26 protein-coding genes, 1 riboswitch and 1 other annotated feature are annotated in these 24612 nt (G+C 38.4%); of the genes, 8 read left to right on the forward strand and 18 right to left on the reverse strand.

The genetic code is table 11. From position 1 onward, the window contains the following. Window positions 1–76 precede the first annotated feature (76 nt). Window positions 77–186: riboswitch (TPP riboswitch) on the reverse strand. A 54-nt stretch (window positions 187–240) separates the two neighbouring features. The 5 genes from ABVJ71_RS06200 to ABVJ71_RS06220 all read right to left on the reverse strand — a co-directional run bounded on the left by ABVJ71_RS06200 (window position 241) and on the right by ABVJ71_RS06220 (window position 3461). Next, a complete protein-coding gene (locus ABVJ71_RS06200; RefSeq protein ID WP_353856105.1) occupies window positions 241–372 on the reverse strand; it encodes a hypothetical protein in 132 nt (43 codons plus the stop codon). 284 nt (window positions 373–656) lie between these two features. Beyond that, window positions 657–1550: an RluA family pseudouridine synthase gene (locus tag ABVJ71_RS06205; RefSeq protein WP_353856583.1), complete on the reverse strand. Its 894-nt coding sequence runs from the start codon at window positions 1548–1550 to the stop codon at window positions 657–659. A gap of 17 nt (window positions 1551–1567) precedes the next feature. Further along, window positions 1568–2368, reverse strand: coding sequence for an NAD kinase (locus tag ABVJ71_RS06210; protein ID WP_353856106.1), 801 nt, complete (start codon window positions 2366–2368; stop codon window positions 1568–1570). Between the two features lie 64 nt (window positions 2369–2432). Continuing rightward, window positions 2433–3062: a GTP pyrophosphokinase family protein gene (locus ABVJ71_RS06215; protein WP_353856107.1), complete on the reverse strand. Its 630-nt coding sequence runs from the start codon at window positions 3060–3062 to the stop codon at window positions 2433–2435. 33 nt (window positions 3063–3095) lie between these two features. Then, window positions 3096–3461 (reverse strand): hypothetical protein, encoded by a 366-nt coding sequence (locus ABVJ71_RS06220; RefSeq protein WP_353856584.1) that lies wholly within the window; start codon window positions 3459–3461, stop codon window positions 3096–3098. Between the two features lie 236 nt (window positions 3462–3697). On the opposite strand from ABVJ71_RS06220, the gene ABVJ71_RS06225 reads away from it, so the two are divergent. The 5 genes from ABVJ71_RS06225 (at window position 3698) to ABVJ71_RS06245 (ending at window position 7118) form a co-directional block, all read left to right on the forward strand. Further along, window positions 3698–4273: a CYTH domain-containing protein gene (locus ABVJ71_RS06225; RefSeq protein WP_353856108.1), complete on the forward strand. Its 576-nt coding sequence runs from the start codon at window positions 3698–3700 to the stop codon at window positions 4271–4273. 25 nt (window positions 4274–4298) lie between these two features. After that, on the forward strand, window positions 4299–5063 hold the full coding sequence (locus ABVJ71_RS06230) for a lytic transglycosylase domain-containing protein (protein ID WP_353856585.1): 765 nt from the start codon (window positions 4299–4301) through the stop codon (window positions 5061–5063). 277 nt (window positions 5064–5340) lie between these two features. Next, window positions 5341–5739, forward strand: a complete 399-nt coding sequence (locus ABVJ71_RS06235; protein ID WP_353856109.1) for a thiol management oxidoreductase — start codon at window positions 5341–5343, stop codon at window positions 5737–5739. Beyond that, window positions 5736–6647 (forward strand): ClpXP adapter SpxH family protein, encoded by a 912-nt coding sequence (locus ABVJ71_RS06240; protein WP_353856110.1) that lies wholly within the window; start codon window positions 5736–5738, stop codon window positions 6645–6647. Before ABVJ71_RS06235 ends, ABVJ71_RS06240 begins: the two co-directional genes overlap by 4 nt. A gap of 297 nt (window positions 6648–6944) precedes the next feature. After that, complete coding sequence (locus ABVJ71_RS06245) at window positions 6945–7118, forward strand: hypothetical protein (RefSeq protein WP_353856111.1); 174 nt, start codon at window positions 6945–6947, stop codon at window positions 7116–7118. Between the two features lie 110 nt (window positions 7119–7228). On the opposite strand, the gene pepF is transcribed toward ABVJ71_RS06245, so the two are convergent. From pepF to mecA, 4 genes are all read right to left on the reverse strand, one after another. After that, window positions 7229–9055 (reverse strand): oligoendopeptidase F, encoded by a 1827-nt coding sequence (pepF, locus tag ABVJ71_RS06250; RefSeq protein WP_353856586.1) that lies wholly within the window; start codon window positions 9053–9055, stop codon window positions 7229–7231. Window positions 9056–9269: 214 nt separating this feature from the next. Further along, window positions 9270–10433 (reverse strand): competence protein CoiA family protein, encoded by a 1164-nt coding sequence (locus ABVJ71_RS06255; RefSeq protein ID WP_353856112.1) that lies wholly within the window; start codon window positions 10431–10433, stop codon window positions 9270–9272. A gap of 162 nt (window positions 10434–10595) precedes the next feature. Next, the gene (cls, locus tag ABVJ71_RS06260; protein WP_353856113.1) at window positions 10596–12116 is read right to left on the reverse strand and encodes a cardiolipin synthase; all 1521 of its coding nucleotides are present in this window, start codon (window positions 12114–12116) and stop codon (window positions 10596–10598) included. A gap of 83 nt (window positions 12117–12199) precedes the next feature. Further along, on the reverse strand, window positions 12200–12865 hold the full coding sequence (mecA, locus tag ABVJ71_RS06265) for an adaptor protein MecA (RefSeq protein ID WP_353856114.1): 666 nt from the start codon (window positions 12863–12865) through the stop codon (window positions 12200–12202). 264 nt (window positions 12866–13129) lie between these two features. Between mecA and ABVJ71_RS06270 the strand changes: the two genes are divergently transcribed. Next, window positions 13130–13792, forward strand: coding sequence for a TerC family protein (locus ABVJ71_RS06270; RefSeq protein WP_353856115.1), 663 nt, complete (start codon window positions 13130–13132; stop codon window positions 13790–13792). Between the two features lie 37 nt (window positions 13793–13829). Here the strand turns inward: ABVJ71_RS06270 and spxA are convergent, their stop codons facing one another. The 7 genes from spxA to ABVJ71_RS06305 form a co-directional block, all read right to left on the reverse strand. Continuing rightward, window positions 13830–14225: a transcriptional regulator SpxA gene (gene spxA / locus ABVJ71_RS06275; RefSeq protein WP_003211421.1), complete on the reverse strand. Its 396-nt coding sequence runs from the start codon at window positions 14223–14225 to the stop codon at window positions 13830–13832. Between the two features lie 192 nt (window positions 14226–14417). After that, on the reverse strand, window positions 14418–14996 hold the full coding sequence (locus tag ABVJ71_RS06280; RefSeq protein WP_353856116.1) for a GNAT family N-acetyltransferase: 579 nt from the start codon (window positions 14994–14996) through the stop codon (window positions 14418–14420). Window positions 14997–15266: 270 nt separating this feature from the next. Beyond that, a complete protein-coding gene (locus ABVJ71_RS06285; RefSeq protein ID WP_353856117.1) occupies window positions 15267–16184 on the reverse strand; it encodes an ATP-binding cassette domain-containing protein in 918 nt (305 codons plus the stop codon). 1 nt (window position 16185) lies between these two features. Then, window positions 16186–17274 (reverse strand): ABC transporter ATP-binding protein, encoded by a 1089-nt coding sequence (locus tag ABVJ71_RS06290; RefSeq protein WP_353856118.1) that lies wholly within the window; start codon window positions 17272–17274, stop codon window positions 16186–16188. A 4-nt stretch (window positions 17275–17278) separates the two neighbouring features. Then, window positions 17279–18196, reverse strand: a complete 918-nt coding sequence (locus tag ABVJ71_RS06295) for an ABC transporter permease (RefSeq protein ID WP_353856119.1) — start codon at window positions 18194–18196, stop codon at window positions 17279–17281. 3 nt (window positions 18197–18199) lie between these two features. Continuing rightward, on the reverse strand, window positions 18200–19144 hold the full coding sequence (locus ABVJ71_RS06300; RefSeq protein ID WP_353856120.1) for an ABC transporter permease: 945 nt from the start codon (window positions 19142–19144) through the stop codon (window positions 18200–18202). 115 nt (window positions 19145–19259) lie between these two features. Beyond that, entirely contained in the window at window positions 19260–20897 is a 1638-nt protein-coding gene (locus tag ABVJ71_RS06305; RefSeq protein WP_353856121.1) for a peptide ABC transporter substrate-binding protein, read from the reverse strand. A 477-nt stretch (window positions 20898–21374) separates the two neighbouring features. Beyond that, window positions 21375–21593 (forward strand) — a binding site (T-box leader). Between the two features lie 53 nt (window positions 21594–21646). On the opposite strand from ABVJ71_RS06305, the gene trpS reads away from it, so the two are divergent. Next, window positions 21647–22642, forward strand: a complete 996-nt coding sequence (trpS, locus tag ABVJ71_RS06310) for a tryptophan--tRNA ligase (RefSeq protein WP_353856122.1) — start codon at window positions 21647–21649, stop codon at window positions 22640–22642. A 38-nt stretch (window positions 22643–22680) separates the two neighbouring features. On the opposite strand, the gene ABVJ71_RS06315 is transcribed toward trpS, so the two are convergent. Continuing rightward, entirely contained in the window at window positions 22681–23433 is a 753-nt protein-coding gene (locus ABVJ71_RS06315) for a YjbA family protein (protein WP_353856123.1), read from the reverse strand. Between the two features lie 100 nt (window positions 23434–23533). Between ABVJ71_RS06315 and ABVJ71_RS06320 the strand changes: the two genes are divergently transcribed. Further along, window positions 23534–23782: a hypothetical protein gene (locus ABVJ71_RS06320; protein ID WP_353856124.1), complete on the forward strand. Its 249-nt coding sequence runs from the start codon at window positions 23534–23536 to the stop codon at window positions 23780–23782. Window positions 23783–23987: 205 nt separating this feature from the next. Here ABVJ71_RS06320 and ABVJ71_RS06325 read toward each other — a convergent pair whose 3' ends face one another. Beyond that, window positions 23988–24416 (reverse strand): DUF1878 domain-containing protein, encoded by a 429-nt coding sequence (locus ABVJ71_RS06325; protein ID WP_353856125.1) that lies wholly within the window; start codon window positions 24414–24416, stop codon window positions 23988–23990. Window positions 24417–24612 lie beyond the last annotated feature (196 nt).

Here is a 24612-nt window from a genome sequence, read left to right on the forward strand (position 1 = left end):
CTCTCCTCCTGTTTTTTGTCATATAAAAAAGCCACTTTCCGCATGGAAAGTGGCTTGGAATTTGTAAAAAGCATAGTCAAATACCGCACCACTTCCCTACGCAGGTATGAACCTGTTCAGGTAATGAGGGTCTAAAAGTCTACACTTTTATCTCAGCCCTTTTGAAGGACTCCCCTAGTGGATCATTTATATGGTTTTGTTACTTCTATCTTAATCATGATTTGTTCATTGGTCAAGCGTTCATTGCAACTCTAACTGTGCGTTAAGTTCTGCAACATATGCCTTGCAACCAGACACAAGCACTCGATCACCGCTTCTCAGCGTCGCGTCACCATGCGGCACTAAACTGGATACTTCTCTGAAAAAACGCATAAATACGAAATCTCCGATAAAAAGAAAATCCCTCAGCATCACATTATAGTCAGATCATTGGCTACTACCAAGAGCTGATCACTCTCATAGACAAACTTGGATACGAACTGAAAAACCGTGGATAGAACAGGCAACTATCTTTGAAAAATCAATGATCTGCCCTTAGAAATCTGGCGTACGAAAGATTCCAGTCATGAAAAAACTCCCCTAAGGCAAACAGATTTTTTTAGTTCATCTGTCTCCCTTTAGGAGAGCATATCTTAGCAGGCTAGCATGTTTATTTTTTATAGGAGCAATGACTGCATGTCCCAAGGCAAAGGAGCCGAAAACGTCATTTGCTCACCTGTCATCGGATGAGGAAAGACAAGGGTTTCACTGTGCAGTGCCTGCCGGTCCATTCGCTCTTTAGTACCGCCATAAAGTGTATCACCAATAAGGGGATGACCAATATATTGCATATGCACACGAATTTGATGCGTTCTTCCTGTTTCGAGTACAAGAGACACATCAGACATGTCCAGACCAGTATGTAACGCTTTTACTGTATAATGTGTGACTGCGTCCTGACCATTCTCATCCACCATTCGTTCAATGATACTGTCTCCTTTTCTTGCAATCTGCGCCCTGATCGTTCCTTGCTTCTTTGGAATGATGCCATGTGTAAATGCCCGATACGTACGCTTCACTTCCCCTTTTTTTTGCGCTTTTGATAAAAGACTATGTGCAAAGCGATGTTTGGCTACAAGCATGACACCAGACGTATCACGATCAAGGCGGTTCACCAAATGAACGGTCAGATGAATAGACTGCTGTGCATAATGATGTAGCAATCCATTTGCAATACTGTTTTCAGGATGCTCTCTAGAAGGAATAGATGGAATAGACGGCTTTTTATTTAGCACGAGCACATGCTCATCTTCAAATAAAATATTAAGCGGAATGTCAACAGGCTTTAACCCTTCACTCACCTTTTCTTCAGGAAATATAATCGTGAGCGTGTCTCCCTCATTTAGTTCGTACCTGACGGTGACATGTTCTCCATTAATGAGCAAATCGCCGCCACCAAACTTAATATCTGTCAGCATTCTTTTCGATATACCGAGATCAATTAAGTAGTCTTTTAAAAGCAGACCCTTTTCTTTCAGTGAAATTGTTTTGGTTAGCTTAAAGTATTCCAGCGAAAACGACCTCTTTCTTATTCTCCTTTTCCAATAAAGGAATCTTGCACTCTTTTCCAAAAAGGAAACGGTCTAAAACGGGCAAAACGGACATTCTCATTAGCCACGCGGCATTGAATGGATTTGACGTCTTTATGTAACAATGTCAAATGATCAATCGTTACCTGAAAATCCACATCATTAATTGGCTTAATGACACACGTGTGGTGGTCTGGCAAAATAAGCGGTGAGCCCACTGTCCGGAAAACTCTGTTATTGATGGATGCCATTTCTGCAAGCTGAATGGCTCTAATGGATGGATGAATAATGGCTCCACCGAGCGCTTTATTATAAGCAGTACTTCCAGACGGCGTGGACAAGCAAAGACCATCTCCTCTAAATGTTTCAAAGAGCTGTCCTCTAATCTCAACATCCGCTACAAGTGTTCCTTCCATGCTTTTAATGGTGCACTCATTCATTGCTAAATATTTCTCTTCTTGTCCGCCATCGTTGTACCTGACAATAACTTCAAGAATGGGATATTCAACAATATGATAAGGCGTTTTCGCAATAGCCAGTACAAGCTTTTCAATTTCACTTGGGACCCAGTCTGCATAAAAACCAAGATGACCCGTATGCACACCGACAAAAGCTGTTTCATTTAGACGGTCGCTGTAGCGGTGAAAAGCATATAAAAGGGTGCCGTCTCCCCCAACAGTAATGACAAGATCCGGTTCTTCTTCATTTAGTTCCATTCCAAAATCCAGTAAGTAAGTCTGAATTTTATTTTTGAGTGCATCAGATACAGAATTCCCTTTTGAAGAAACTGCAAATTTCATGAATTCTTCTCCTTTTTCACCTCGCTGCGATAAGAGGGCAGCAGCATATTTGATCAAGCACGACTCAGTTATCTGTTTTCTTTTTGCGCGAGAATGCCACCTGTGCTTCCTGAATCTCCCCTCTGATTTCAGACATCTCATCATCAAGAAGAGATGCTGCTTCAGAGGCTCTTTGCAACCGAAGCTTGACCTTCTCCGGTATATTCCCGCTATATTTATAATTAAGAGAATGCTCAATAGTCGCCCAAAAATTCATGGCAAGTGTTCGTATTTGGATTTCGACCAGTAGCTGCTTCTCCCCATTAACCGTTTGCAGCGGGTATAAAACAACGAGATGATATGATCGGTATCCGCTTTCTTTATGTTCTGCAATATAGTCGCGTTTATCTACAACAACAAAATCTTTTCGTGACTGAAGCATTTTTTTCACGACTTGTATATCTTCTACAAACTGGCACATAATGCGAAGCCCTGCAATATCCTGCATCGTTTCGATTTCATGCATCGGAATGTTTTTACGCTTTGCCTTTTCCAATATGCTAGCAACGGGCTTCACTCGGCCTGTCACAAATTCTACTGGTGAATGGTCATCCTCGAATTCATACAGCTTTCGAATGCCTTTTAGTTTCACTTTTAATTCTTCGACTGCTTGTTTATATGGTGCGAGGAATTGATCCCATTGTTTTTTGTCCATGAAATTTCCCCCAATTCCAAATACCTAATTATTTCAGAGGAATGTGTTTTTCACTTTCTCTTCCATATCTCCGTAATTGGCATTGTCTTTAATATTGTCGATTAAATAGTTTAATTCCTGATGAAGTTGAATAAGTTCTAGCGTTTTTTGTTCTGCTGTCAAATAGACAGGCATGTCACGATTCATTGCTTCTTTTAATGGAGCCCATATGTTCTCTCCTAAAATAAGATACGTAAAAGACTCCTCATTTTCAAGTATGTAAACGAACGCAAAGTGATCAGAATCAACAAGCATTTGTCCCGATGCCTTTGCTTTTTGAATATGCTCATCCGACTGGATCGCCAAAAACAGTCCGTCTTCTTTTAAAGTTGCTTCTATGATTTCAATTCTGTTTTGCATCATAATCTCCTTTACAACAAAGTACACCTTTATTTTATCACATCAAGTTCAATATTGATAAACCGAACTTTTTGAGAAAACATTGATTTTCTTTTGAATTCATTATTTTACTTCATCATCATGAACATCAGCACATGTCAAACGGTGCAAAAACATTGTTAAAAATGAAATGTCACTTGCTAACACACTTCGTGTACAATAACTATATTTCCTCTAAATGAAAGGTTGATGTCAAAATGTCACAGGAAATTGAAATAGAACTAAAGCAATTATTAACGAAAGAAGAATTCGAACAACTAAAACAATACTTCCAATTGAAAGATGCAGACTTTCGCACTCAAACCAACTATTACTTTGATACACCCCAATTTGATATAAAATCTCATTTTGCTGCACTGAGAATCAGAGAAAAAAATGGTCATTGGGTCTTGACTTTAAAGGAACCGCACGAGCTCGGGTTACTGGAAACTCATCAAGAGATAGATCCCCCTCTTCAACTTGAAAACTTTAATATACCAGAAGGTGAAGTCGCTGAACGTTTGAAGGGTCTTAACATTCCAAAAGATCAGATTGTATATTTCGGTTCTCTTGAAACATCAAGAGCAGAAAAAATGATCAAAGAAGGCTTAATTGTTTTGGATCACAGCCGATATTTAACAGTAGAGGACTATGAATTAGAGTTTGAGGTGAACGATATAAACATCGGACAAGCCGCATTTACACAATTGCTCAGTCAATTTCATATTCCAACTCGCAACACCAAAAACAAAGTGATTCGTTTTTATGAAGAAAAAATAAAAACACAGAAATAGATAAATTCTTTGAGGGAGGAACATGATGAACGTCAATCAACTTCAATCCTTTATGCAACTTCAAGCGCTTAAAACATTACAAACGGATAATGGACAAACGACAGCGGCTACTGATCAAGAATCAAACGCACAAGCTTCGTTTCAGACGCTGCTTCAAGATTTTTTAGGCAGAACGGATTTATCACGTCTTCCGCTATCAATCTCGGCATTAATGGGTCAGGATACATCAACGGTACCGAGCACTCAATATGCAAGAACCAACCCTTATCTATCAGCAATTGCAAGCAATGAACAATTATCTCCTCAAGCCTTGTATTCAAATGACTCTCAATTGAATACAGCCAATGGGATTGGTAACGTGACGAACACCGACTATACACCGCCACTTCAAAAAGCTGTCTCAAGTGCTTCATCAAAAGAGATTAATCAGATCGTGTCACAAATGGCTCAAAAACACGGTGTTCCTGAAAAGCTCATCCATGCAGTCATCCAGCAAGAATCCGGCTATCGTACAAATGCTGTCAGCCACGCAGGCGCACTTGGACTCATGCAGCTCATGCCATCTACTGCTAAATCTCTTGGCGTAAGTAACGCCTTTAATGCAGCAGAAAATATTGAAGGCGGAACGAAGTATTTGAAACAAATGCTTAATAAATACAATGGAAATATCTCACTTGCACTTGCGGCCTATAACGCAGGCTCAGGAAATGTAGATAAATACGGAGGCATTCCTCCATTTAAAGAAACACAAAATTATGTAAAGAAAATCACAGCGCAATATTTTGCTTAAACCGAAGAGAATAACCCCTTCGGTTTTTTGTATGTCGCTTTTCACCCTTTTTTGACTGAATGTGTTATGATATGGTCAATTGATCATAGATCCCAGCCCCTCGCTCTTTGACAAAGGACGAAAAGCGGTTTGTTTGTGGAATTGATTTGGGGTTGTTAAAATAAGTATACAAGAATAGAAACAGCAAAAAAGAACAAACTGAAAATCACTTTTTAAATAAATGAACTTCGCAATAGGATCATCATCCTATTAGCTATGAGTAAAAGGAGTAGTCAACATGGTACAATCGTTTAACGCACCTTACGAAGCGGTTGGAGAAGAACTTCTATCGCAACTTGTTGATACTTTTTATGAAAATGTAAAGTGTCATCCTTTGCTTCATCCTATTTTCCCGGATGACTTAAAAGAAACAGCAAGAAAACAAAAACAGTTTTTAACTCAATATTTAGGCGGACCTGCACTTTATACTGAGGAGCATGGACACCCAATGCTAAGGGCTAGACATCTCCCTTTCCCAATCACTGAAGAGCGGGCTGACGCATGGCTTGAATGCATGGAGGATGCAATGAATAAAGTAGGATTAACCGGCGATATTCGTGACTTTTTATTTGAGCGACTCTCATTGACAGCTCATCATATGGTTAATCAAACACCTGAAAAGGACGGACGATCTTGAGCTGCAATCAGCACGATCAATATTTCTCACACTGTCACGGACATCCTCAAAAGCCGATCGAAATCTATGTATTCATTGATCCTCTCAGCCCAGACTGTTGGTTATTAGAGCCATCAATTAAAAAATTGAAAATGAAATATGGCCGTTTTTTCACTTTACGAACGGTCACAAGCTCTAGCATCAATGCATTGAACCGGAAAAGAAAGAAACATCTGCTGACTGAAGCATGGGGAAAATTCGCAACAAAAACTCAGACCAAAAAAGAACAATTGCTGTCTGAACAAATTGTGACATCACCTTATCTGGCATCGCTCGCCTTGAAAGCGGCTGAACTCCAAGGTAGGAAGTGCGGAATGAAATTTTTACGTCTTATTCAAGAGTCACTTTTTTGCCATCAGCAAGATGTGACAAGTGAGCATGTGCTTTTAGAAAATGCAAAAAATGCGGGGCTGGATATAGACGAATTCAAGCGAGACATCCATTCTCAAAGTGCTGTCAAAGCACTGAAATGTGATATGAAAATTGTAGCTGAAATGGACGTATCTGAGCTCCCTACCTTCGCCTTTTTTAATACGATAAACGGAGACGAAGGACTGAAGATCTCAGGTGCACACTCTTATGATGTGTACGAAGAAATTCTCTTTGAATTGATAGGTGAAAAGCCAACACCTTCAGAAAGACCTCCAATTGAATGGTTTATCGCTTATTTTCAGTTTGCATCAGCGAAAGAGATTGCCGTTGTATATGATCTGACCCTCGAACAGGTCGAACGAGAAATGAAAAAGCTCGCATTCGCTAAAAAAGTGGAACGTGTACAAGTACAACAAGAAATGTTTTGGCGCTATAAAGAAGATGAAAACCATACAGATGTTGATGTCTACCGCTGTGAGAATGAACATGGGTGCTGACCCATGTTTTTTCTTTGCAGATAAAAAAGAACTCTTGTTCTATTTTCAGATACGAAGAAACCGCGCCGGGATAAGCGCGGTTTCACTATGTCTTAACGACAACAAAGGGGATGGGAGAAATTTTTCACGGTCAAACAAAGGGGTAATGTTTGTATGTGATTAATTTCACATCTGTAGTATATCAAATTTTGTCGACTTTTGACAACCGATATACTATATGTTCATATTTTTGTCACAAAACATAAGAGGACTGTCACTTTCATATAGTGAAAGTAACAAAAAAATGGGGGGATTTGCATGCGCAGCACATACATTGGACTTGTTGCCATCGGCTTATGCTTCTTTATTAATATATTAGGTCTAATGAAAATGCTACCTCTTTATCTCACCTCTCCACTCTTATTTGGTTCGATTCTCTTTACACTTTATCGAATGAATCACCGGAAGACATTTAAAGGATTTAAAGGGTGATAAATGGAGTGAGCTTCTCATCTTAAACTGGAGAAGCTTTTTGCTGGCTTAAAAAAAGAAAAACTCCTGCCAAAAGATGCGTTAATACGCATTTTTGACAGAAGTCATGATTACTCACTTGTTTTTGAAATGAGCTCTTCCATTTCATTTAGTTTTTCCTCAAACAATTGACAAGCAGCTTCAATCGGCTTTTTGGATGCCATATCGACGCCTGCTTTTTTCAGCACATTGATAGGGTAGTCGGAGCTTCCTGCTTTTAGGAAATCTGTATAACGGTCCACCGCAGGTTTTCCTTCCTCCAATATTTGCTTACTTAACGCTTGAGCTGCACTATAACCTGTCGCATATTGATACACATAATAGTTGTAATAGAAATGCGGAATTCTAGACCACTCTAATCCGATTTCCTTATCAACAACCATGCCGTCACCAAAATACTTCTTATTCAGATCGTAATAAAGATTCGTCATAAACTCTGGAGTTAATGCCTCCCCTTCTTGTGCTTTCACGTGAATAAGATGTTCAAATTCAGCAAACATGGTTTGTCTAAATACAGTCCCTCTAAATCCTTCTAATAGATGATTCAGAACATACAAACGCTGCTTTTTATCCTGTAAGTTGTTTAGCAAATATTCTCCTAATAACGCCTCATTTGTTGTGGAAGCAACTTCAGCAACAAAGATACTATAGTTTCCATACGGATATGGCTGGTGCTTTCTTGTATAATAGCTGTGGACTGAGTGACCAAATTCATGCACCAAGGTAAATAAATTATCGATATTATTTTGCCAGTTCATTAAAATATAAGGGTTTGTTCCATAACTTCCAGATGAATAGGCTCCGCTTCGTTTTCCTTTATTTTCATAAACGTCAACCCAGCGGTTATCGAGTCCTTCTTTTACAATGGACACATACTCTTCCCCTAATGGCGCGAGACCTTTAAGCATGTACTCCTTAGCTTCATCGTATGTTAACTTCATGCCCGCATCTTTCACAAGCGGTGTATACAAATCATAATTGTGCACTTCATCAAGCTTTAATACCTTTTTGCGCAATTCTATATAGCGGTGTAATAACGGTAAATATTGATGAATCGTATCAATCAGATTGTCATACACTTCTTCTGGAATGCTATTGCGAGATAAAGCAGCTTCCCTTGCCGATTGATAATTACGTACTTTCGCATAAAAATTATCCTTTTTAATAGAACCGCTAAGTGTGGAGGCCAGTGTATTCTTATATTGATCATACGTTTTGTAAACGGCCTTGAAGGCATTCTTTCTCACTTCACGGTCATCACTATTTAAAAATGTGATAAAGTTACCATGTGTAATCTGCTTTTCTTCCCCTTTTTCATCCTTTACAGTAGGGAAAGATATATCAGCATTATTAAACATACTAAATGTAGTGGATGAAGATGAGAGTGGTTCAGAGGCTTCAGCTAATAAAGCTTCCTGCTCCTCACTTAAAATGTGCGGGCGCTCTTTGTTAATTTCTTCGAGAGCGTGAGAATAAAGTTTTAATTCTTCTTTCTCCATAATAAATTGCTGCAGTTTATCTTCTTGTATCGATAAAATTTCTGGAACAATATAAGCAGATGCACTAGACAACTGTGTATATAGATTGGACGCTTTATCATTTAATGCCTGGAATGATGAATTTGTGGTGTCTTCATCGTATTTCATGTGCGCATATGTATAAAGCTTGCCAAGCTTTTCAGAAAGTTGATCCTGAAATGTTAGGGCTTCATACAAAACATCAGCAGAGTGTGCCAGCTTGCCTTTAAATTGTGCAAGCTTAGGGATGTCTTTTTTTACATTTTCGTATTCCTTGTTCCATGTATCGACGCTTTCAAAAATATCTTCAAGACGCCATTTGTTTTCTTCTTGTACTTCGCTTCTGTCTGGTAAATGGTTGCTTTTACTTTGTGAAGTCATATGAATCCCCCTTGCTTGAGATATGTTGAACCAATCTTTCGGTAAGTGAAAGAAATTGGCGTTGTATTTATCTTCTTTGTTTTGAACTATATTTGTCAAATCATATGCAGAAATAAATACTGAACAGACTAAAAAAATGAGAAAAAAACGTTTCTTTCTATTCACTAGCAACACCACCTTTTTCTTATGATGATCAAAGTGGGCTAGAAACATGCTAATGAAATAAGAAAGCATCTCGTTTCAATGCTTCTTCTAGTGTGCGTATAGGCTTTTGATTCGCAGTTACTCTATAATTACCCTCTTTGATTACTTGTAAAAACCCGCAGGATAACAAAGCCTTTACATATGCGGTGATGGCCGCTTTCACATCTTCTATTGTCACATTGGCATATCTAAACTTCACTTCTTTCGCCTGCACACACCGGTAGATTTCTTTTATAAGCATCTGAATGGTCAAGGATTCATTCCCTTTTCTCCTGACCATCCAATCATAAAGATAGCCCTGCCATACATAAACGGGACTAGTAAAAATATACGCTTCTGTAAGCGGAATAAACATTTCAACTGGCATAAATGGGAACGCCGTTTGATGATGTTGATAGAAAAGTTGCTGCAGCCGCTTGCTTTCGCCTGATAAAATACGGGGAGGCCGCTGTCTAAATTGCTGAACACATTTCAGCCATTGCTTATTCAACGGCTGCTTTTTAGGCTGCTTATGAAGCATCTCTGAGATTTGATGACAGGCTGAAAGCGGCTGAACGGTCATTACGGCACATGTTTTCGAAGGCTGAAAGGCAAATATATCGTCAAGATAAATGAGTGTTTGCTGGATCGGACAATAATAGATCAGACGCTTTCTTTGTGAAACCCGCAACATTTCCCAATGAATGGCGGAGAATGAAAAAAGCTGAGCAGATTTTCGATTTAAACGATTTGCACCTAATATCCAAACTGGAACCATGCCTGCTGCGCGCAGACCTGAATTTCTCTTCATCAGCTCCCGCTCTGAAATGTTCGCACATTGAAATTCGATCGCATAGCTTACGTCACCATCAACGACTGTGACATCAGGCCGCTGCTGAATGGATGGAATATACTTCTCAAGGTTTGGCTGATGTCCAAGTCGCTTCAGCCAATCGATGATGGTTGTTTTACCGGCTTGATGATAGGCGGTTTCACCTTGAATGGCGAAAGGACATGCTGTGAACTGAATGTGTGCAAAATGATACATACGATGCTCACCTAACTTCAATCGAACCTCCTGTCTACATTCAGGACAATAAAATTTGCAAGTGTTCCTCACATGCTCTAGCCGGCTCTTCGTTAGATGATGCGTAATACGGATGAGTCTCCCATTATCCATGATAGCTGCGTTCATTCATCTCACCCCTTGCTCTTTGATGACCATATTATAGCTTGTTCTTTTAGAGTTGAGCGAATGTGGAAAAATGTATTTTGCCCATTCAAAACACATGTTTAATGACCAATTCCCTATGAAAATAAAAAATCCCCCTATCAAAAAAAGGGGGAAACACAATATTTAAAGAAGTGGTGATAATAATCGTGCTGTTGATTCAAACAGCCTCACCCTCAAAGGTCTTTTTGCAAATTCATCTGGCACAATTTCGTTTGACTGCTCTAGATCACCTAAGAAGTCATTGACCAGTTTCTCCGTACTTTTTGTTTTATAAAGAAACGCATTTACTTCAAAATTTAAGTGGAAGCTTCTCATATCCATGTTTGCAGTCCCAATCGAAGCAAGTTCACTGTCCACAATGATAAACTTACTATGCATAAAGCCTTGGTCATATTCATAGACCTTCACCCCTGCTTCAAGAAGCTCAGGAAAGTATGAGCGAGACGCATGGAACACAATTCGTTTGTCAGGATTTTTTGGGGCAATAATCCGTACATCCACCCCGCTCAAAGAGGCAATTTTCAGTGCTGACAAAATATCAACATCGGGAATAAAATAAGGAGAAGCAATCCAAATAGACTTTTTTGCAGAAATTATCATTGAAAAAAAGAGATTTTTAATAACCTCCCACTGTTTATCTGGACCACCTGCAATCATTTGCACTCCTTCTGTTGTACTCTCAAAATGACTGAAATCCTTAAAATATTCCTCACCTGAACAAGTTTCATTTGTCATATAATACCAATCCTGCATAAAAATCTGCTGCAAATCGCGAACAGCCTCTCCTTTAATCATGAGATGTGTATCGCGCCAGAATCCGTATTGTCTGCTTCTGCCCATGTATTCGTCCCCAATGTTCAGGCCTCCTACAAATCCAACTTCTCCATCAATGACGACAATTTTCCGGTGATTTCGGAAATTAATTTTATTACTTAATAATGGCAGTCTGACAGGTAGGAATGGTACGATCTGTACACCGGCCTTTTCTAGGTCGGCTATATATTGACGAGAGAGCTGTAAGCTACCTACATCGTCATACAGAAATCGAACAATCACTCCACTTTTTGCTTTCTCAATCAAAATGTCTTTTAACTCATTGCCAAGATGATCATGCCGAAGAATATAATATTCTAAGTGAATGTGATGTTTTGCTTTTTTAATCTCTTCAAAGATATGAGAGAACGTTTCCTTTCCATTTGTTAGGACTTTAGAGGACGTGCGATATGTGATGGGGGTATGTCCAAGTCTGTGTGCTAGCTTAAATAAGCGTTGCTGATGATCACCCATATGTGTCATCTTTTCGATTGCTTCTCTGTGAATTCGTTCATCTTCCTGAATTAATTGTTCATCTAGTGCCGCCTTCTTTTCGAACAACCGGCGCTTCTTGATATTGCGTCCAAAGAAGATGTAGAACAAAAACCCAAATAACGGAAAACTCCCAAGAAGCACAAGCCATGTAATGGTTTGGGAGGGATTTCTGTTCTCTAAGAATATGACAAATCCGATGAATATAATCGATAAGGTGAAAAGGACACTGATTGAACTAAGCACACTTACCGCTAAATCACCGGCAAAAATACGAACAATAAAATAAGCACCTATCGTAATGATAAGAAAGAAAAGAACCTTGACTATATTTCTCATTTGATTTTCTCCTTGCCGATCTCTTTGTCTAATTGATTCAGATAAAAAAGTCGATTCCTCTATAGAAATCGACTTTTTGTCGTTTACGAGAAGTGCTGTTGAATCGTTTCAAGGGCATTTCCTTTGACAATCAGCTGACCGTATTCTTGCAGTCTGTAAATGCTGACCACTGATTCATGAGCGTATTCAAGTAGTATGCTAAGCTTATTCTCAACTTGCTCATCTGACAAATCCTCGTGGAAGTCAACATATAGATAATAACGATTTTCAAACGAATATAAACTTGTCGTAAAGTCCTGCATATTTAATTGAGAAAGTGCAATTAAATCTTCAAAGTCATCCAATTTCAATACGAATTGAAGTTGAAGTTTTTTGTCCTTCTCATTATGTTCTTCTTGATCCTGCTCCTCTTTATGAAAATCATTGAGCAGTGCATCTAGACTGTCTTCGTCTGTTTGGTCTTTTTTATCCTCTGGAATCGGCAATTCAAGCTTTTGTCCATCTTTAGAAAGTTGGGCTTTTGTCACGACAATTTCAAGACCTTTATCAAGTGCCTGTACTTGAATCCAAAGCGGTCCCTCGACTGCAAACTCTTCTTCTTCGTGCACTTCGTCCATTACTTCCCAGAACAGCTCTTCACTGCGCTCACGATTATACCAAATCTCTTCACGGTCAAAGCCGCGATCTTCAATATCACCGTAGGAAATATAAAATTTCACTGTATGTTCATTTATTCTTTCAATTTCCATTTTGCCAACCTTCCCTTCTATATAAGATGTTGAAGGGACATACAAGCTCCCAATTAATAGTACTTTACTACACTTTACCCGTTCCGTCTACATGTTAACCTTTGAAAGACTTGAGGTAATGCTTTGTACTGTCTATTTTATGATAAAACATGAATAAAAGAAATAAAAACGCATTTTTTGCAGAGAAAACTTGCAGAAACATATATTTGAATTGTTCTCATATATTGTTTGTACGAGCTCTAATAGTGAAACGAGGTGAATGAGATGGAAGCAGAGTGGATCGTCTCCTTTTTCATGATTATTGGCATAGACCTGATACTAGGCGGAGATAATGCCTTCATCATTGCCATGGCCAGTCGAAGCTTATCAGATGATAAACGTAATAAAGCCATATGGATCGGCACTCTTTTGGCAGTGTTGATGCGGATGACTATGACAGGTGCTGCGGTATATTTATTGACCATCCCTTATTTACAATTTATCGGAGGGCTCTTTCTCCTTTATATAGGATACAATCTGTTAATTGAACAAAAGAAAGAAACGCTTCTTATTAAAAGTAGCGGCTCCCTTTGGCGTGCTGTCCAAACGATTGTAGTTGCCGACCTCCTAATGTCACTTGATAATGTCATTGCTATTGCAGGTGCTGCAAAAGGAAATATGGCGCTGACAATGATCGGATTAATGATTTCGGTTCCTATTATTATTGGGGGGAGTAAACTCATTCATGCAGCATTAACAAAATTTCCGTTTCTTTTATATGGAGGAAGTGCTCTTTTAGCTTTTACTGGGGGAGAAATGATTGTCCGCGACGTTCAATTGAATGACTTTATGATGCAGCATACAACCCTTGAGTTTTTGCTTCCATTCTTAACAGTCGTGACTGTCATTTTAGCCAGCCTATTTTATGAACAAACAGCAGAAAAGTGAATCAAAAAAAGCTGCCGAATCATCGGCAGCTTTCGTATTAGTTAGCAAGTCGCTGTGCTTCTCTAAGCTGGAATGTACGAACCGTTCTTGGAAGGAAACGTCTGATTTCATCTTCATTGTAACCGACTTGAAGACGTTTTTCGTCCAAAATAATTGGGCGTCTTAAAAGACCAGGGTGCTCATTGATGAGTTTATACAATTGTTGAAGCGGCATTGTCTCAACATTCACATTCAGCTTTTGGAATACTTTAGAACGTGTTGAGATGATTTCGTCTGTTCCATCTTCAGTCATTCGAAGAATTTCTTTGATTTCATCGATTGAAAGAGGCTCAGAAAAAATGTTTCTCTCTTGATATGGGATATTGTGCTCTTCTAACCACGCTCTTGCTTTTCTGCATGATGTACAGCTTGGTGATGTGTATAATGTTACCATAAATCTTCACTCCTCAATTGTAGTAGAATGAATATTGATCTGTATTCTTAAATTAAAATTGTTCTAAATAAGTAATCTTTATAGTGATTATACTATAAAAAAGTAAGTGTGAACAGATTTTCTTGTAATTTTTGTGACAAAAACTAGACAATTTCATTCAATTAATGATAATTGATGTCTAAACATTCTCATTTAGTCAAGATGATCGAAAATATTTTTTTGCTTTTTATTTTCAATTACCTTTAAAACATCGTCAACATCTTCATACGATTGTCCATACCACTCTTCATCTTTATACGTATGGATTTTTTCGTATGTTTTCCTCATAGCCTCTAGCACCTCTTCCTCATTATCTGTAAGAGGTGACCAATAAAGGATTTCCATACGGTTCACTTCATTGGTTGAAAGTGACCTTCGTTTATAACCGATTGATTCGGCATGTTTGAAATGTTCTCTTTGATAAAATTTTAGGCGCTTTGCAGTATCTGCATCATCTTCATCTACAGGCTCGACCTCAAGCAAGATCGGTTTCTTTTGTTCCTTTAGCTGATGAATCAGCTTTGACCCGAGGCCTTCACCTCTTGCATCCTTGGAAACGAATAAATAATCTATAAAGATGAAAGAATCAAATTCAGCATACATCATCACATGATGAGGCCCTTCCTCCTTATGATAAATATCACTTCTTTCCTTTAACAAAGCTTCCATATGCTTTTTTGATTTCATTTCTTCTATCGGGAAATATTCACTGAGCTTTTCATACCAATTCATAGATACGCTCCTTATGTTATCATCAAGAACCACTTTCTTATACATTCCCGATTTCCTGCTAATTAAACGCCTGTACTAGTAAGACGCAATAATGTCATAGGTGGTTTCACCTGTTTTCAAACTAAGCGAAAAAAGTTTTATCTCGAGCAATTCATCAGCAGTTGAAAACAGACAGAAATAACAAGCGTCAACGCAAAGCAAAATGGACCCATATTGACTTTTTTCAAATAAAAAGAAGCACTGATCATTCAGTACTTCTTCTACATGTTCTTATAGATTAGCTTTTAGCTGTTTGAATTCCTCATCTGTACAACTCACAAAGTGGCCTGGCTTCACTTCACGGAACTCGGTGTTTGCCCCTTTATGGACAGATGGGTCATACTTAATTCGTTTACGATTACGCTCATAATCAGGATCTGGAAGCGGGATCGCTGATAATAGAGATTTTGTATACGGATGAAGCGGGTTTTCATACAACTCATTCGCTGGTGCCAATTCAACCAATTTTCCAAAATACATCACACCGATACGGTCGCTGATGTATTTAACCATGGAAAGATCATGCGCAATGAATAAGTATGTCAATCCTTTTTCTTTTTGCAATTCTTTCATTAAGTTGACAACCTGTGCTTGGATTGACACATCTAGTGCAGAGATCGGTTCGTCGGCAATGATGAAATCCGGTTCAACCGCTAATGCACGAGCAATTCCAATACGCTGTCTTTGTCCACCAGAAAATTCGTGTGGATATCTATTCGCATGCTCTTTGTTTAAACCAACTGTCTCAAGCAATTCATATACACGCTCTTTACGCGCTTGCTTTGTTTTTGCAAGGCCATGAATGTCAATGCCTTCTGCAATGATATCTAGCACTGTCATTCTAGGATTCAGAGAGGCGTATGGATCTTGGAAGATCATCTGCATTTGGCGGTTGAAAGCAAGCAATTTTTGTCTTGATTTCTTACCGTGTACATTTTCTCCTTTGTAGAGAACTTCGCCGTCTGTTGCTTCATAAAGTCTGATAATAGAGCGTCCGGTCGTTGATTTACCACAACCAGATTCACCCACTAGTCCAACTGTTTCCCCTTTATAAATATCAAATGATACACCGTCTACTGCTTTCACAGTTCCTCTTGGTGTATGGAAATGCTGTTTTAAATTTTTGATTTCTAAGAGTTTTTCTGCCATGCTATTCACCCTCTTTTACTAATACAGGTTTTTCGTAGCTACCTTCTATTTCGCGCATTCTCGCCTTAACTGAAGCTGGCGGTTCAACTTTAGGTGCATTTGGATGAAGTAGCCATGATTTCACATAATGGGTATCTGATACTTTGAACATAGGCGGCTCTTGTTCAAAGTCAATTTTCATTGCATAATCACTGCGAGGCGCAAATGCATCCCCTTTTGGCGGGTTTGTCAAGTCAGGCGGTGTTCCTGGAATAGCTGTTAGCTTTCCTTCTTCTCCACCATCTGCATCTAGGCTTGGCATAGAAGCTAATAGTCCCCAAGTATATGGATGCTTTGGATTGTAAAAAATTTCATCCACTGTACCCATTTCAACGATTTGACCTGCATACATGACGGCTACTCGATCAGCGACATTGGCTACAACACCTAGATCATGGGTAATAAAGATAATAGATGTTTCGATCTTTTGCTGTATTTCTTTCATTAACTCTAAAATTTGTGCTTGGATCGTTACATCAAGTGCTGTCGTTGGCTCATCGGCAATTAATAGCTTTGGATTTGCCGCAAGAGCCATTGCAATTACAACCCTTTGTCTCATTCCGCCACTAAATTCGTGAGGATATTGTTTAATTCTTTTTTCAGGCATTGAAATACCAACAAGTTCTAATAATTCAATGGCTCTTTTTTCAGCGGCTTCTTTTGAAATTTGTTCGTGCTTGAATAGAACCTCTGTAATTTGTTTACCGATCTTCATCGTTGGGTTAAGTGAAGTCATCGGATCTTGGAAAATCATTGAAATTTCTTTTCCGCGAATTGATTGCATCTGCTTCTCGGATTTTTTCACAATATCTTGACCATCAAATAAGATTTCTCCACGTTTGAAATAACCCGGCGGCATCGGGATTAATCTCATGATGGCTTGTGATGTGACACTTTTACCTGAGCCAGACTCACCTACAATGGCAAGCGTCTCTCCTTTATTTAAGTGGAAGTTCACACCTCGAATGGCTTGAACCTCTCCACCATATGTTTTAAATGAGATTGCAAGGTCTTTCACCTCTAGAATACGTTCACGTTCCATCCTAATCACTCCCTTATTTACGCAACTTCGGATCTAAAGCGTCTCTTAGTCCGTCGCCAACCACGTTAAAACCAAACATTGTTATACAGATAAATGCGGCTGGGAACCATAATCTCCACGGATAGTACGTCATGGCTGGGATCCCGTCTGACGCCATTGTTCCCCAGCTCGCTAACGGAGCAGGTACACCTAGCCCTAGATAACTTAGAAATGCCTCTGTAAAAATCGCAGTAGGAATGGTTAATGTCATGGTGACAAGAATTGGTCCCATTGAGTTTGGAATTAAGTGTTTAAATAAAAGTCTAGATGTTTTCGCACCTAGTGTTTGTGCTGCAAGAACGTACTCTTGGCTTTTCAATTGCAAAACTTGTCCCCGAACAATACGTGCCATGTTGATCCAACCTACAACTGTCATGGCTAGGATGATGGTTAAAAGTCCTTTTGGCAGAACGACCATCATTAAAATTACCATTAAAAGCGTTGGAATTGCCCATAGTACGTCTGCAATACGCATCATCACTTCATCTGTACGGCCGCCTTTGAACGCAGCAATACTCCCCCAAATGATCCCGATGATCACGTCAAGAACAGCTGCAGCCAGCCCGATAAAAATCGAGATTCTTGCGCCTACCCATGTACGAACAAACATATCTCTTCCTAAATCATCCGTCCCAAACCAGTGCTCTTTAGACGGCGGTTGATCAGCGTTTAGAAGATCTGTTGTTGAGTAATCATATTTAGATAGCCACGGTACTATCACGGCCAACACGACAATGATGAAAATAATCGCAAGTCCAACCATCGCAAGTTTATTTGCACGAAAACGAAGCATAGCATCCTTCCATAAAGAAAGACTGGGTTTAGATATTTTTTCAGATTCTGCTGCATCAGCCGTTGCCGGCACAAATAAGTCTTTATTCAACTCTTCCATGTGTTAGACTCCTTTCTTTGCCTTAGTCAATTTAATTCTAGGATCAATCATGCCGTATAAAATATCTACAATGAGAATGCTAAGTAATAGAATAATACTATAAAAAACTGTCACACCCATGATAACGGTATAGTCACGGTTTGTAATACTTGTGACAAAGTGAGAGCCGAGCCCAGGAATACCGAAAATCTTTTCTACAACGAAGCTACCGGTTAATACCGAAGCTGCCATCGGCCCCATATAGGTGACTACAGGCAATAATGCGTTTCGAATTGCATGTTTCATCGTAACAGCTGTTTTAGTTAATCCTTTGGCTCTAGCCGTTCTAATATAGTCACTGTTTAGTACTTCAAGCATACTTGACCGTGCAAGTCTGGCAATAAACGCCATTGGCATGAAGGAAAGTGCGATAGAAGGTAGCACGGTGCTTGCCCAAGACTCCCATCCTGCAACTGGGAAAATTGCTAAAAAGCTTGCTTCTGATGCAAATAAATATTGTAGAAGCGCTGCTAAAATGAAACTTGGAACAGATATTCCAAATATTGTTAAAATAGCAATCGTATAGTCTTGCCACTTATTATGAAAGAGAGCTGCAAGGACCCCAAACAATACACCAAATGCTAATGCGAGGAGAATTGCCTCAATTCCGAGGGTAAAGGACACGGGGAATCCAGAACTGATTAAGTCATTAACAGTTTGTCCTTTATATTTAAATGAGGGACCGAAATCTAATTTTGCAACCGATCCTAAGTAACTTAAGTATTGAACGAATAAAGGCTTGTCCAATCCATAGTGCTCATTTAAGTTTGCTTCAATTTCAGCAGGAAGTTTCTTCTCTCCAGAGAATGGACCACCAGGTGCTGCCTGCATGAGAAAGAAAGTTGCAGTTACAATAACAAACAGTGTGATTAAAATATATATTAATCGCTTACCGATATATTTGAGCAACGAAATTGCACCTCCATGATTTTACAAGTATTTCTCTTTTCAGCAAGAAAGGTATATGGAGAGACATCCTCCATATACCTTAAGATCCTTGCCATAGATCTCTTAAACTATGATCTTACTTATCGAAATAAGCCCATTTGTATTGAGCATCACCAAGACCAGATACAACAACACCTTTTAGTTTTGGATCTTTAACCCAAAGTTGTGTGTAGAAGTAAATTGGTGCTATTGGCATATCATCGATAAGAATTTTTTCAGCTTTTTTCAGCATTTCCACACGTTTTGTTGCATCTGTTTCTTTAGAAGAATCATTTAATAATTTTTGATACTCTTTGTTTTCCCAACCAGTGTCATTGTTCCCGCCGTCTTTATCTTTGTAAAGCTCAAGGAAGTTAACTGGGTCATTGAAATCACCTAACCAGCCCATACGTCCAATTTGATAATCTCCACTGTGAAGTTTATCAATGTAAACATTCCACTCAGAATTATCGAGCTCAACTTTTACACCAAGGTCTTTTTTCCACATTTCTTGGATGGCTTGAGCAATCTTCTGATGTGCTTCATCTGTGTTGTAAGACAATTTCAATGTTGGAAGATCAGAAACTGATTTATAACCTAATTCTTTTATTCCTTTTTCAAGTAGCTCTTTAGCTGTCGTTACATCATGATCTTTGAAGTAACCCGTTTTGTTATCTTTGAAGCCTTCCATTGTTGGAGGAACGATTGCCATTGCTGGAACTTGTTCACCTTGCGTGATTTTGTCAACAATCGCTTGACGATTGATTGAGTATGCAAGTGCCTTACGGATGTTTACATTGTTTAAAGGTTTTACTTCCGTGTTAAACTTATAGTTGTAAACACCAGCAATTGTTTGAATGTTTAAATTGCCATCTTTTTTCAATTTTTGAAGAGATTCTGTTGGCAGATTTCCTGTTGGAGAACCAGCCCAATCAAGCTCACCTTTTTGGAACATGCTTAACTCTGTGTTTGTATCCTTTATCATTGACATGTTAATTTTCTTCAACTTAACAGTGTCTTTATCCCAGTATTCGTTGTTCTTTTCAAGTGTAATTGAACCACCGTGCTTCCACTGAGACAATACAAACGGTCCGTTTGAAACATAGTTTTCACCAGCATTTGTGTACCAATTTTTGTTCTTTTTAGCGATTTTTTCATTTATTGGCATATAAGTATAGAATGCAGTAAGTTCAGTAAAGAAAGGAGTAGGATTTTCTAATTCAACAACAAGGGTTTTGTCGTCTTTTGCTTTTACGCCTACATCATCAATCTTACCTTTTCCTTTGTTTGCTGCTTCAGCACCTTTAATATAGTAAAGCTGATAAGCATATTGAGATTCATTTTTAGGATCTAACACCCATTTCCAAGCATATTCGAAATCTTTCGCTGTAACTGGGTCACCATTAGACCATTTTGCATCACGAAGTTTGAATGTGTATGTTTTACCATCAGCACTTGTTTTGATATCAGAAGCCATCGCATTTTCTGGCTTACCTTCAGCATTAATTCTTGTTAATCCTTCAAATATTTGACGGATAACGCCTCCTGATGTTGAATCATTTGCCAATCCTGGATGTAGTGAAAAAGGCTCAGTAGAGATATTCACATTTAATGTTGTTTTGGCCTCTCCAGAACTGCTCGTGCTGTCGCCTGATTTGTTTCCGCTGAAACCACAAGCGCTTAATACAAGTGTGAAAATAAGCATTAAACTAACAACAGACCAACGCTTTTTCAACTGTATTCCCCCTTATCATATGTTTTAGTTCAAAGGTCTCGATAGAAGATGAGATTCAGATTAAAGAAATAGCGTAAAAAAGTCCTTAATTTGCTTACTTTCTATTTCTTTTGTTTTTTCTGAATTTTCACTATGTACAGAGCCTAGCACAAACGTGTGAACAAATTCATTATAATGAATAGAATAATTTATTGCAATATTAATTTCACATATTTTCAAAAAACGCAAATGGGGATAAAGGGGGATTTTTATAAACTAAAGTCTCTATTACTTCAACAAATTAAAGCATAAATTGATTAAACTAATCAAACAAAATCATGGAGAATAATGTTTTATACATATAATTAATCACTTTTTTAGAAATTCTGACAGATAATTGTTATTTTATATAAAATTTTTAGTGTCTAGCGGCATAACGAAAATGCCATATAGAGCCTCGTGACTTTTTCATTGCCATCATTTATAATAGAGAGAAATGATGTTGCGATGAAGAAGAAGAGTACATATATTCACCATTTTCAGAGAGTCTGCGGTCGGTGCGAGCAGATAGTGGCATATATGGAATGGGCTTTGGAGCAGCTAACCGAACACTTGGCAGAGTTAGTAGGCTTAGACGGAGCAGACTCCGATATCAACGTCTTGAGTGATTTCTTAATGAAATAACAAGGGTGGTACCGCGGTTCATTCGTCCCTTTTCTGATGAAAAGAGACGAGTGGGCCTTTTTATATTGAAGAAAAGAGGTTTTAACATGACGAAGAAAACAATTTTTTCAGGTATTCAGCCTAGTGGCTCCGTGACATTAGGAAATTATATTGGTGCCATGAAGCAATTTGTCGACTTACAACATGATTATAATGGATACTTTTGTGTCGTTGATCAGCATGCAATCACTGTTAATCAAGATCGATTAACGCTTCGTAAAAATATTCGGAGTCTAGCCGCTCTTTATCTGGCAGTTGGTCTTGATCCAGAGAAAGCCACTTTGTTTATTCAATCAGAAGTTCCGGCCCATGCCCAAGCAGGATGGATGCTGCAATGTGTAGCTTATATTGGTGAGCTTGAGAGAATGACACAATTTAAGGATAAGTCTGCTGGAAAAGAGGCGGTAGTGTCAGGCCTATTGACATATCCTCCTTTAATGGCTGGAGATATCCTCCTTTACGGCACTGATTTGGTCCCTGTCGGTGAGGATCAAAAGCAGCACCTTGAATTGACAAGAACGCTTGCTGAACGCTTCAATCGAAAGTACAACGATATCTTTACCGTACCAGAAGTGAAAATTCCTAAAGAAGGCGCTCGAATTATGTCTTTAACAGATCCAACGAAAAAGATGAGTAAATCTGATCCAAATCAAAAATCATTTATTACACTATTAGATGAACCAAAACAACTTGAGAAGAAAATTAAAAGTGCTGTGACCGATTCAGAAGGTATTGTGAAATATGACAAAGAAAACAAACCTGGCATTTCCAACTTGTTAACCATCTATTCTGTGTTAGGGAACATCTCCATTGCTGAACTTGAACAAAAATACGAAGGCAAAGGCTACGGAGAATTTAAAGGTGATCTTGCGCAAATTGTCATTGATGCTTTAAAACCTATTCAAGATCGTTATTATGAGCTTATTGAATCAGAAGAACTTGACCGCATCTTGGACGAAGGAGCTGAAAAAGCAAATCGCGCAGCAAACAAAATGCTCAAAAAAATGGAGAACGCTATGGGTCTTGGCAGAAAACGCAAATAAAACAAGCTTGCACCTCGTGCGCTGCAAGCTTGTTTTCATTAATTTACTTTTGATTCGTTTTCCATTTCCCAAAGCTTTTCAAAAAACGGCTGACCTTTCATCATTTTTTCACAGAATGCTACGTGGTTGTCAGACCACCCATCAATTGTTTCATTGTAAAGCATATCCCAAATTTCCTCGAATGACATTCGTTTGATTTGGTTGTACATCCGCGGATTCCATTCCGTATACCAATAAATAATTTCTGCCCGATTTTGCAGACCCTTTAATTGATCCAGTGCCATAAACAGGAGCTGCTTTAGCTGTCTTTCTTTTCTTGTTAATCCACTGATATGCTGCGGCGGTAAAGACAGAATATGATATTTCTTGGAAGACTCAAGCGTGTCTGTTGAGAAATCGAACTCCTCTGCCTTCACATCCTTCACCATTTCATACACCAATTGCTCCTGTCTCGGAATGAGACGACTCTTTCTAACTGGTATAGAATAGCCAATTGTATCCACAGCAATGATACGAATACCGTCTGTCACTACAAAGCAATATTCTAATTTTCGCCGTTCATGATTTTTACGAACATATGATTTCTCAAAAACAGCTTCTAACAGCATTTTCGGTAGCTCTGACAGATCATTTTCTATGTAATCAAACAAAGAACTCTGCACCTTAAGTAAAGGTACTTGATCTAACAATTCTACGCTGTCCTCCTTGCGCCACTCATGAAAATGGCACACATTGTAGCCATTCTCTTCCCCTTCAAACCAATTCACCCATACATCATGAAGAAATAACATAACCAATCCCTCACTTTTTAAAAACTGTTGTCCACAGTATGGGCAAGTGAGAGAGAAATTATTCCAACTTTATTAAACTTCAAGCTGAGAGGCAGAAAGTTTGTTTTTATTATTTTTTGTCACAGTTAATAGTGCGGAAAAACCCTTCATTCGCAATGACAATAAACTTATCACCAGCCACACCCCACCTGAAATGAAAGTGATCCAGATCACACCAAACTCTTTAGAAAAAACAAAGCATTCATCATCCCAATATCAAATACCCATAGGTAAACTGTTAGTCACCCAAAAAGAATTTCTAGAAATTCGAGCGGAGCTGATCGAAATACGACCTTTAAGCCTTGTTTAATTGCCGTCCATTGTTTTTCTTTAGATTGTGGCGGTATTTCTTCTTCTTTTTCTTTTCAGGTATTCTATGCCCAATTTTCAACTTAAAGGTGTTTTATTTGTCCATAAGACCTTACCCCTTCCTCGATTTTCCCTATAATGACATATATTATCATTTCCAGAATATTTCCACACCGAAAAGAAACCGCAAAAAATACCTCTCTTAATCAAGAGAGGCTTTCTAATTCTTCGAGAAGAAATTCGCAGACTTTGGGTTGAATATGTTGTCTCTTTAAACTTAGTAAAAGGTATTTAGAATGAATGCTGTCAGAAAAGATTTTTTCTTTTAGTAATTCAAATTCCTTTATACTTGGTTTTTCATCTTTTAGTAAATCCGTTTCGGAGATAGAAAAGCTTTCATATAATTGTTTATCTTCTTCACTAACATGTTGATGATATTCATTTGAATTATAATCAGTGTCATCCGTCAGTCTATTGGAAAATACATTTAACACTTTACAAATCATCTTCACTTGTTTTTCTTCAAGATTATGATCCAGTGCATACATAAAAAAAGGATGCTCTTCATTTACCACCATTTTTTTCAAAAGGTAAACTTGGTACTTTAATAATTCTAATTCTTTTTCAATAGACATTAAAACAACTCCATCTTTTAAATAATTAGCATAGTGGCCCAAGCAATTGATCGAGCCGCACTAATCGGCATACCTAACTCAAAGTGCATAAAATCAATCATCGTTTGTTCAATATCTTTTGATCGTTTATCGAGTTTGTTAGCAATTGCTTTTGAGTGTTTCTGTACCAGTGCGCCATTCTTTGGACTTAGATTAC

The organism is Bacillus sp. Bos-x628, assembly GCF_040500475.1.
In the GTDB taxonomy this organism is placed as follows: Bacteria; Bacillota; Bacilli; order Bacillales; family Bacillaceae; genus Bacillus; species Bacillus maqinnsis.

Bases quoted from the DNA above. Each gene is read 5' to 3' on its own strand.
- ABVJ71_RS06295 (WP_353856119.1), bottom strand. From the start codon at position 18,196: ATGGAAGAGTTGAATAAAGACTTATTTGTGCCGGCAACGGCTGATGCA.
- ABVJ71_RS06220 (WP_353856584.1), bottom strand. From the start codon at position 3,461: ATGCAAAACAGAATTGAAATCATAGAAGCAACTTTAAAAGAAGACGGA.
- ABVJ71_RS06325 (WP_353856125.1), bottom strand. From the start codon at position 24,416: ATGTCTATTGAAAAAGAATTAGAATTATTAAAGTACCAAGTTTACCTT.
- ABVJ71_RS06225 (WP_353856108.1), top strand. From the start codon at position 3,698: ATGTCACAGGAAATTGAAATAGAACTAAAGCAATTATTAACGAAAGAA.
- ABVJ71_RS06215 (WP_353856107.1), bottom strand. From the start codon at position 3,062: ATGGACAAAAAACAATGGGATCAATTCCTCGCACCATATAAACAAGCA.
- pepF (WP_353856586.1), bottom strand. From the start codon at position 9,055: ATGACTTCACAAAGTAAAAGCAACCATTTACCAGACAGAAGCGAAGTA.
- mecA (WP_353856114.1), bottom strand. From the start codon at position 12,865: ATGGAAATTGAAAGAATAAATGAACATACAGTGAAATTTTATATTTCC.
- ABVJ71_RS06255 (WP_353856112.1), bottom strand. From the start codon at position 10,433: ATGAACGCAGCTATCATGGATAATGGGAGACTCATCCGTATTACGCAT.
- ABVJ71_RS06280 (WP_353856116.1), bottom strand. From the start codon at position 14,996: ATGAATTGGTATGAAAAGCTCAGTGAATATTTCCCGATAGAAGAAATG.
- ABVJ71_RS06235 (WP_353856109.1), top strand. From the start codon at position 5,341: ATGGTACAATCGTTTAACGCACCTTACGAAGCGGTTGGAGAAGAACTT.
- ABVJ71_RS06210 (WP_353856106.1), bottom strand. From the start codon at position 2,368: ATGAAATTTGCAGTTTCTTCAAAAGGGAATTCTGTATCTGATGCACTC.
- cls (WP_353856113.1), bottom strand. From the start codon at position 12,116: ATGAGAAATATAGTCAAGGTTCTTTTCTTTCTTATCATTACGATAGGT.
- spxA (WP_003211421.1), bottom strand. From the start codon at position 14,225: ATGGTAACATTATACACATCACCAAGCTGTACATCATGCAGAAAAGCA.
- ABVJ71_RS06270 (WP_353856115.1), top strand. From the start codon at position 13,130: ATGGAAGCAGAGTGGATCGTCTCCTTTTTCATGATTATTGGCATAGAC.
- ABVJ71_RS06230 (WP_353856585.1), top strand. From the start codon at position 4,299: ATGAACGTCAATCAACTTCAATCCTTTATGCAACTTCAAGCGCTTAAA.
- trpS (WP_353856122.1), top strand. From the start codon at position 21,647: ATGACGAAGAAAACAATTTTTTCAGGTATTCAGCCTAGTGGCTCCGTG.
- ABVJ71_RS06285 (WP_353856117.1), bottom strand. From the start codon at position 16,184: ATGGCAGAAAAACTCTTAGAAATCAAAAATTTAAAACAGCATTTCCAT.
- ABVJ71_RS06245 (WP_353856111.1), top strand. From the start codon at position 6,945: ATGCGCAGCACATACATTGGACTTGTTGCCATCGGCTTATGCTTCTTT.
- ABVJ71_RS06315 (WP_353856123.1), bottom strand. From the start codon at position 23,433: ATGTTATTTCTTCATGATGTATGGGTGAATTGGTTTGAAGGGGAAGAG.
- ABVJ71_RS06200 (WP_353856105.1), bottom strand. From the start codon at position 372: ATGCGTTTTTTCAGAGAAGTATCCAGTTTAGTGCCGCATGGTGACGCG.